We start from the raw sequence: 8,277 nt of genomic DNA on the forward strand, positions 1-8,277 counted from the left end.
GGGGGGGCCCCGGCCCCGGCTCGACGGGGTTCGGGGGGGGCCGCCACGGTGGTGGGGGGGGGCCCGTCTGGGGGTGGGTTCGGTCGGGGTGAGCAGGCCCAGCCGCCAGGGCAGCCGGTTGTAGGCGCCGCTCGCGTCGGGGTTCAGGCCCTGGTACAGGTAGGTCAGGTCGCGGGGGTCGATCTCCATCGTCTGGTCGACGTTGGTGCGAACCACCTCGCCGTGGCTGATGTCGCGGGTCCACGCGCCGTCCGGGAAGGTGACGTTGCCGGCGCCGGCGAACGGGTTGGCCTCGGTGTCGGCCAGGCCCGTCCACGGGCCGGTGATGGCCGGGGCGGTCCAGGAGCGGAAGTAGCGGCGACCGTCGGCGCCGATGGCCTCGTGCACCATCAGGTACCGCTCCTCGCCCGCGATCTTGTAGATGTTGGACGCCTCGAACAGCCGGTGGCGGTCGGCGTCCCGCATCGCGATGACGGGGTCGGTGAAACCGCCGGGGAACCGGGAGAGGTCGGTTTCCGACCGGTAGAGGTGGCCGTTGTCGTCGGAGGAGAACAGGTAGCACTTGGCGCTGTCGCAGATGACCCAGAAGTCGACCCAGTAGCCGTCGCCGATGTTGTCGCGGACGATCCGCGGCATGCCGTCGGCGTAGAAGTCCTTCGGCGCCGACCACGACAGCGGGTCGGAGATGTCGTCGGTCGTGGAGTACGAGGCGCCCGAATCGGTCTGGTAGACCAGGTACCACAGGTCCTGCGGTGCGAAGTGGAACACCTGCGGCGCGGCGCGGTAACCGGCGCCGATGCCCGAGCGGTCGAGGTAGTGGTGCGGCGCGGCGGGGGCCTGGGACCAGTCGGTGAAGCTGAGGTGGACCAGGTTGTAGCCGTCGGTGTAGGTCGAGGCGAACACGTGGTACTCGCCGTCGTGGCGGATCACGCTCGGATCCTTGACCGCCAGGTTCGCGTGCTCCGGGTCCGGCTTGGGGCCGATCAGCGGGCCGCTGGAGGTCCAGTGGAAGCTGCCGGGCAGGGGGTCGCCCGGCTGCAGGGGCGCGGCGGGCCCGGACCGCCGTGACGAGGGGTGTCGCAGCAGGGACATGGTCATCCTTCGTCGCGGGCGGGCGATCCGGCGGTCCGCGCCGCCGGCGGCACGACGGCGGCCGGCGACTTCGTCGCGGTGGGCATGTGCGAGTCCTCCGGGTCGACGAACGTGCGGTGACCCGCCCGGCGGCCGGGTGTGCCGCCGGGCGGGACGGGAGAGGGGCCGGACCGCGCTCAGCGGGGCCGGGCGGGGATCGGCGCGCCTCTTCGGGGGTCTCGTCCCGAGGGCAGCCGGCGGGAGGCGCTCGGCGCGGTTCGTGCCACTGGAGTTCGTCGCATCGGACTTCCCAACGTCATCTTTGACGGCGGTCGCGGCGGCGTTGCTCGGCCGGGGGCGGGGTCGCGGCCCCGGGCGGAGCTGCCTGGATCGTCAGTCAATGTAGCCAGGCCCACAACGGCCGGTCAAAGCTAAACTTGTGAGCGCTAACTTTAGCGGAATTTGCGCAACTTTTTAGCGGACCCAATTCGGCGAGGTCGCATAAAGCCAGGTAGAAGCGATTAAGGTCAGTGCTGCTCCGTTCAGCCCAGTGAACAGCACTCGGTGGCAACTTCAACTTGTGAGCGTGAACAATTCAATGCGACACTGCCGTTCACCCGGTTCGCGGTCCGCGCCCACGCCTGTGGCGCGACCGCGTGAGGCCCCACCGGCCCGTGCTCGCGTCGCGGATCGCAAAACCGCGCGCGACCCCGGGCCCAGCACCCGGGCGGTGCTCGGGCCGGCCGGACGGTTCTGCCCACCCCACCCGCCGGTCAGGGCGGGTGCTCCCCGAAGGTGTCGAACATGAAGCTGACAGCGAGGTCAGTGCCCCGAGTCCTACTCGCGGCGACATTGGTGGCCGCCACCACGGGCGGTGTCGCGTTCCTCGTGGCCGCGCCGGCCAGCGGCGCCGCGTCCACGCTCGCCGCGGCGGCGCAGCAGAGCGGCCGCTACTTCGGCACCGCGGTGGCCGCGAACAAGCTCTCGGACTCGACCTACGTCAACATCCTGAACAGGGAGTTCGACATGGTCACGGCCGAGAACGAGATGAAGATGGACGCCACCGAGCCGAACCAGAACCAGTTCAGCTACTCCAGTGGCGACCGCATCCTCAACCAGGCCCGCAACCAGGGCAAGCGGGTGCGCGGTCACGCCCTGGCGTGGCACTCGCAGCAGCCGGGCTGGATGCAGCGCATGGAGGGCTCCTCGCTGCGCCAGGCGATGCTCAACCACGTCACGCAGGTGGCGTCGTACTACCGCGGGAAGATCTACGCCTGGGACGTGGTGAACGAGGCCTACGCCGACGGCAGCTCCGGCGCCCGGCGCGACTCGAACCTCCAGCGCACCGGCAACGACTGGATCGAGGCGGCCTTCCGGGCGGCCCGCGCGGCGGACCCGAACGCGAAGCTCTGCTACAACGACTACAACACCGACAACTGGTCGCACGCCAAGACCCAGGGCGTGTACCGGATGGTGCAGGACTTCAAGTCCCGCGGCGTGCCGATCGACTGCGTCGGCTTCCAGGCGCACTTCAACAGCGGCAACCCGGTGCCGTCGAACTACCACACCACGCTGCAGAACTTCGCCAACCTGGGCGTCGACGTGCAGATCACCGAGCTGGACATCGAGGGCTCGGGTTCCAGCCAGGCCCAGCAGTACCAGGGCGTCGTGCAGGCCTGCCTGGCGGTGTCGCGCTGCACCGGCATCACCGTGTGGGGCATCCGCGACAGCGACTCGTGGCGCGCCTCGGGCACGCCGCTGCTGTTCGACGGCTCGGGCAACAAGAAGGCCGCCTACACCTCGGTCCTCAACGCCCTGAACAGCGCCTCGGGCACGACCACCCCGACCACCGACCCGACCACCTCGAACCCGGGCACCACGACCACCCCGCAGAACCCGGGTGGCAGCTGCACCGCGACCTACTCCGAGGGCCAGAAGTGGAGCGACCGCTTCAACGGCCAGGTCACGGTCTCGGGCACCAACAACTGGGTCGTCACGGTGACCGTCAGCTCGCCGCAGCGGATCATCGCGACCTGGAACACCACCGCGACCTGGGAAACGGCCAACGTGATGACCGCGCGCCCCAACGGCAACGGCAACACGTTCGGCTTCACCATCCAGCACGGCGGTAACTGGAACTGGCCTTCCCTCACCTGCCGGGTCGGCTGATCCGAGCGGGAGGGCCCGGCGCCACCGGGCCCTCCCGCGCACCCCGGTCCGCGTCCCCGTCCACCCGACCTCCACTACGGACGGTTACGGTGGGCGGTCGGCGTCGGACAGGGGTGCTCATGATCGTCTTGGACCGTCTGGTGAACGTGCTGGGTGGCTACGGGGTGCGGTTGGCGTGCTGCCCGGTGCCGCGCTCGACGGAGTTGCGCAGCGTGGTGATGCACGAGTCCTCCGACGCGCGGGCGGTCGACGGGGACGTGTTCCTGGCGGTGGGGGCCGGGTCGGTCCCCGAGGCCGTCGGGTGGGCGGTGGAGGCGCGGGCGCGGGTCGTGCTGGTCCACGGCGGTGCGGGCAACACCGGGACCGGGGAATCCGGGATCGGGGACGAGGCCGCCGCGCTCGGGGACGCCGCGGGCGTCGCGGTGCTGGTGGTCGACCCCGAGGTGTCGTGGAGCCAGCTGGCCGGCGTGGTCTACGGCTTGGTGCTGGAGGGGCGCGAGACCGAGTCCGGGCGTGGCCCGACCGACCTGTTCGCGCTGTCGGACAGCCTGGCCGACGCGGTCGGCGGCGCGGTGACCATCGAGGACCGGTCCTCGCGCGTGCTGGCCTACTCCAGCTCGCAGCAGGGCGCCGACCGGGCCAGGCTGGAGACGATCCTGGGGCGGCGGGCCCCGGAGCGGCTGCGGGAGCTGTTCGAGGACCGCGGCGTGCTCGCCCACCTGACCTCCCGCGACGAGCCGCTGTTCGTCGAGCCGGACCCAGGGCACGGGCTGTCCGGGCGGATGGTGGTGGCGGTGCGCGCGGGCCGGGAGCTGCTCGGATCGGTGTGGGTGACCTGCGGCAGCCCGTTGACCGGCGCGCGTCGGGCGGCGCTGGCCGACGGCGCCCGCACGGTGGCGCTGCACCTGCTGCGCTGGCGGGCCAGCGCCGACCTGGAGCGCCAGGTCGAGTCCGACCTGACGTCGCGCCTGCTGGAGGGCACCGCGGACGCCGCCACGGTGGTCAGCAGGCTCGGCCTGCCGCCGGGGCCGCTGCGGGTCATCGCGGTCCGGGCGCACATCGCCGCCGAGCGGCACGCCGCGCTGCTGCTGGCCTTCGAACGCGCCACCACGGGGTTCGGCTGGTCCCGGCCCGGTCGCAGCACCCTGTCCGGCACCACCCTCCACACGGTCCTGCCCGGCGAGCGGGCGGACGCCGCGCGCGAGTGGGTGGCCGCGCTGCGGGCCGCGCTGCCCGCGCAGGTGACGGTCACCGCCGGCATCGGGGGCACCGGCTCGGCGACGGACCTGCCCGCCAGCAGGCAGGAGGCCGACGAGTGCCTGGCGCTGCACGAGGCGCGCACGCCGGACGCGCCGTACCCGGCCTACGACGACTCGTGGGACGACATCCTGCTGCAACGCCTGCGCGCCGCCGCGCGCGCCGGGCGGACACCGGCACGGGGACCGGTCGCCGAGCTGCGCCGCCACGACGAGGCCAACGCCACGCACTACGTGCCGACGCTGCGCGCGTGGCTGGAGTCCCAGGGCGACCTGGCCCGCGCGGGCGAGCGGCTCGGCGTGCACCCGAACACCATCCGCTACCGGCTGCGCAAGATGGCCGAGGTGGCCCCGCTCGACCTCGACGACGCCCGCAAGCGGCTCGCCATGATCATCGACCTCGCCGTGACCGGGAACGACTGAAGCCTCCGCCGTTGTCGGAAGCCGACAAAACCGCACGCCGAAATTGACGGCGGCGGACAACAGCGGGGGGTGCCTCTCGGGCCAAGCTGGCTCCAACAGCAGCTCGTCCCGGTGGAGGTGGTCATGGTCGACGTCGAACGCATCGACGGCGGACCGCGGTCGGCGGTCGTGGTCGGCGCGGGCATCGTGGGCCTGTCGACCGCCTGGTTCCTCCAGGAGCGCGGGGTCGCGGTGACCGTGGTCGACCGGACCGCGGTGGCGGCCGGCGCGTCCTGGGGCAACGCCGGGTGGATCGCACCCGGCCTGGCCATCCCGCTCAACGAGCCGTCCGTGCTGCGCTACGGACTGCGGTCGCTGCTCAACCCGGCCGCGCCGCTGCACGTGCCGCTGACCGCGGACCCCGCGCTGTGGTCGTTCCTGGCGAAGTTCGCGGCGCACTCCCGCTGGTCGTCGTGGACCCGCGCGGTCGAGGCGAACCTGCCGCTCAACCAGGAGTGCGCCGAGGCGTTCGACGTGCTCACCGCCAACGGCGTGGACGCGCCCACCGTCGACGCGCCGATCACCGCGGGGTTCCGCACGCCGAAGCAGGCGCAGGGCCTGCTGCGGGAGCTGGGCAGGATGGCCGCCGCCGGGCAGCCGGTCGACCACGTCGAACTGGACGCCGACCAGCTCCGCGAGCACGTGCCCCTGGCCTCGCCCGCCCTCACCGCCGGCGTGCGCGTCGACGGGCAGCGCTACGTCGATCCCGGAGCCTTCGTGCAGGCCCTGGCCCGGGCGGTGGTCCGCCGGGGCGCCACGATCCGCCTGTTCGAGGTCGACGACATCCGCTCCTACAGCAAGGGCGTCACGGTCCACCCGCGCAGCGGCGCCGCCGTGCACGCCGAGGTCGCCGTGGTCGCGACCGGGGCGTGGATGTCCCGGCTGGCGCGGCGCTGGGGCGTGCGGGTGCCGGTGCGCGCGGGGCGCGGCTACTCGTTCACCGTGCCCGTGGAGCGCCCGGTGCCCGGCCCGGTCTACCTGCCCGACGTGCGCGTGGCGTGCACGCCCTACCAGGACGGGCTGCGGGTGGCGGGCACGATGGAGTTCCGCGACCCCGACGCGCCGGGCGCCCACGCCCGGCTGGAGGCGATCATCGCCTCCGCCCGCCCGCTGCTCGACGGCGTGCGCTGGGACCAGCGCCGCGACGTGTGGGTCGGCCCGCGACCGGTCACCCCGGACGGCCGCGCGCTGATCGGTGCGGTGCGGGCGCCGCACGTCTACGTCGCCGGCGGGCACGGCATGTGGGGCCTGGCCCACGGCCCGGTCACCGGGCGGCTGCTGGCGGAGCAGATCACCACCGGCAAACAGCCCGAGGCGTTGCGGGCGTTCGACCCGCTGCGCTGAGGCACCACACGCTGAGGCACCACACATGGACACCACCAAGCCACCGGACCGGAGCGGTGAACCGCTGACCGACGAGGAGCGCGAGGAGCTGACCTGGCTGCGCGCGGAGAACGCGTTCCTGCGCGTGCAGCGCGACGTCCTGACCCGCATAGCCAGCGGCTACGCCCACGACGTCGAGGTCATGCTCGGCCGCCGACCGGTCGAACCCTGACCGGAGCCAGACCAACCACCGCGTTCGCGGAGCCGGTGCCGTTCCAGTCACCCGGCACCGCGGACACCTCCGCCGTCAGGGCGGTCCTCCCCCCAACCGCCCTGACGGCACCTTTTCGTCCCACGACCCGTTACGAGGACAACGATGACCAGCACCCACCCCGGCGCCCGGCGCGTCTGGCTGACGCCCGACGCGCACCAGCGGCTGCGCACCGAACTCGCCGACCTGTTCGCGGCCGGCGCCGCCGTGGAGAGCGCCGACCCCGAGGAGCACGGCCCGGCGGCGCGCAGGCAGCGCGAGGAGCGCATCCGCGAGATCCAGGAGCTGCTCAACAACGCCGTCGTCGGCGAGGACCCGCCCGACGACGGGATCGCCGAACCGGGCATGGTGCTCACCGTCCGCTACGACGACACCGACGACACCGAGACCTTCCTGCTGGGCATGCGCGCCGTCGAGCACGGCGAGATCGAGGTCTACTCCCCGGAGTCGCCGCTGGGCGCCGCGCTCGTCGGGGCACGGCCGGGCGAACAGCGCACCTACCGCGTCCCCGGCGGCAGCACCATCCGCGTCACCCTGGTCGATGCCGTGCCCTACGGGCACCACCGGACCTCGACGACCGGGAGGCGGTGAAGGCACGGCGCGGGTTCTTCGGTCGCACCGGTGCCCCGCACCGGTGCGCCTGCCGCCCGGGTGGTGGGATGTCGGCGGACGTGCGGGCCCCGAGAGGTCCGGACGGTGGGGGAGGAGGCCCGCGCTGTGGTCGGGGGAATCGACGCGGCCGACTTCTGGGCGGTCATCGGGGCGAATCCGATGCGCGACGCGGACGACGTCGAGCGCGCGCTGGGGGAGGTGTCCCGCCGCCTGGACGCCGTGGCACCCGCGCTGCTGGTCGGCTTTCAGAGCAGGCTCTGCGAGTTCCTCCACCGGATCGACCGGGAGGAGTTCGCGGGAGTGCCGGTCGGGCTCGTCGGCGGACTGGAGCTCCCGCAGACGAGCGACCACTTCCTCTACGCGCGTTGTGCGTGCGTGCTGGCCGGTGAGGTCGAGTACGTCGGCGTGGCGTCTTCCGGCGCGGGATTCGAACGCTTCGTGCCCCCGTTCCGCCAGGGCGCCGAGGGGCTGCTCTACCTCGCGCCGGAGAAGTTCACCGGCAAGACGGGCGCCGACATGGACGTCGAGGGGTTCCTCCCCGTCGACTCGATGTCGAACCCGTCGGGTTGGCGCGGGTGAGGCGCGGGGGACGAGCCCGGGACGTCGGCCGAACGCTCGCTGCGCGTCGCCGTGCCGGAACGGCTGCCGCGCCGCGGGCCGAACGACCGCCCTCGCCCGCCGGCCGGCGTCCCCTCAGCCGCCCCAGCGGGTCAGCAGGTCGGTCAGGGTCTCGTGGAACTCCGGGAACGTCTTGCGCACGCAGCCGGGGTCGTCCAGCTCCACGCCGGGCGCGCGCAGGCCGGTGACGGCGAAGCTCATCGCGATCCGGTGGTCCGAGTGGCAGTCGACCACGGCCGGGCGGACCCGGCCCGGCCTGATCTCGATCCAGTCGGGGCCGGTCACCGCGTCCACGCCCGGCCGCCGCAGGTTGACCGCGCAGGCCTCCAGGCGGTCGCACTCCTTGACCCTGGTGTTGCCGACGTCGACGATCCGGACCGGGTCGTCGGCGAAGGGCGCGATGGCGGCCGGGTCGACCACTGACCCGTCCAGCGCGAGCGGGGCTCAGGGGCGGTCCGGGGGGCGAACGGCGTGCCCGAGCGCCAGGGCGGCACC

At 73.1% G+C, this 8,277-nt stretch carries 8 protein-coding genes; 6 read left to right on the plus strand and 2 right to left on the minus strand.

The window, feature by feature from the left end; all coding sequences use genetic code 11:
- Positions 1 to 1,092, minus strand: a 1,092-nt coding sequence (locus ACFV4N_RS26275) for a glycoside hydrolase family 62 protein (protein WP_499675265.1), incomplete at its 3' end; no start/stop codon positions are given.
- A gap of 783 nt (positions 1,093 to 1,875) precedes the next feature.
- Here ACFV4N_RS26275 and ACFV4N_RS26280 point away from each other — a divergent pair.
- The 6 genes from ACFV4N_RS26280 to ACFV4N_RS26305 all read left to right on the plus strand — a co-directional run bounded on the left by ACFV4N_RS26280 (position 1,876) and on the right by ACFV4N_RS26305 (position 7,743).
- Complete coding sequence (locus ACFV4N_RS26280) at positions 1,876 to 3,240, plus strand: glycoside hydrolase family 10 protein (RefSeq protein ID WP_499675266.1); 1,365 nt, start codon at positions 1,876 to 1,878, stop codon at positions 3,238 to 3,240.
- 119 nt (positions 3,241 to 3,359) lie between these two features.
- A complete protein-coding gene (locus tag ACFV4N_RS26285) occupies positions 3,360 to 4,919 on the plus strand; it encodes a PucR family transcriptional regulator (protein WP_499675267.1) in 1,560 nt (519 codons plus the stop codon).
- A gap of 123 nt (positions 4,920 to 5,042) precedes the next feature.
- Positions 5,043 to 6,302 carry an NAD(P)/FAD-dependent oxidoreductase gene (locus ACFV4N_RS26290; protein WP_499675268.1) on the plus strand — a complete coding sequence of 420 codons (1,260 nt, stop codon included), beginning with the start codon at positions 5,043 to 5,045 and terminating at the stop codon, positions 6,300 to 6,302.
- A gap of 25 nt (positions 6,303 to 6,327) precedes the next feature.
- Positions 6,328 to 6,513, plus strand: a complete 186-nt coding sequence (locus tag ACFV4N_RS26295) for a hypothetical protein (RefSeq protein ID WP_499675269.1) — start codon at positions 6,328 to 6,330, stop codon at positions 6,511 to 6,513.
- Between the two features lie 144 nt (positions 6,514 to 6,657).
- Positions 6,658 to 7,143 (plus strand): GreA/GreB family elongation factor, encoded by a 486-nt coding sequence (locus ACFV4N_RS26300; RefSeq protein WP_499675270.1) that lies wholly within the window; start codon positions 6,658 to 6,660, stop codon positions 7,141 to 7,143.
- A gap of 126 nt (positions 7,144 to 7,269) precedes the next feature.
- The gene (locus ACFV4N_RS26305; protein WP_499675271.1) at positions 7,270 to 7,743 is read left to right on the plus strand and encodes a DUF4240 domain-containing protein; all 474 of its coding nucleotides are present in this window, start codon (positions 7,270 to 7,272) and stop codon (positions 7,741 to 7,743) included.
- A gap of 114 nt (positions 7,744 to 7,857) precedes the next feature.
- Here the strand turns inward: ACFV4N_RS26305 and ACFV4N_RS26310 are convergent, their stop codons facing one another.
- Entirely contained in the window at positions 7,858 to 8,202 is a 345-nt protein-coding gene (locus ACFV4N_RS26310) for a carboxyvinyltransferase (RefSeq protein ID WP_499675272.1), read from the minus strand.
- Between the last annotated feature and the right edge of the window lie 75 nt (positions 8,203 to 8,277).

It is taken from the genome of Actinosynnema sp. NPDC059797, from assembly GCF_042732085.1.
Lineage (GTDB): Bacteria > Actinomycetota > Actinomycetes > Mycobacteriales > Pseudonocardiaceae > Actinosynnema.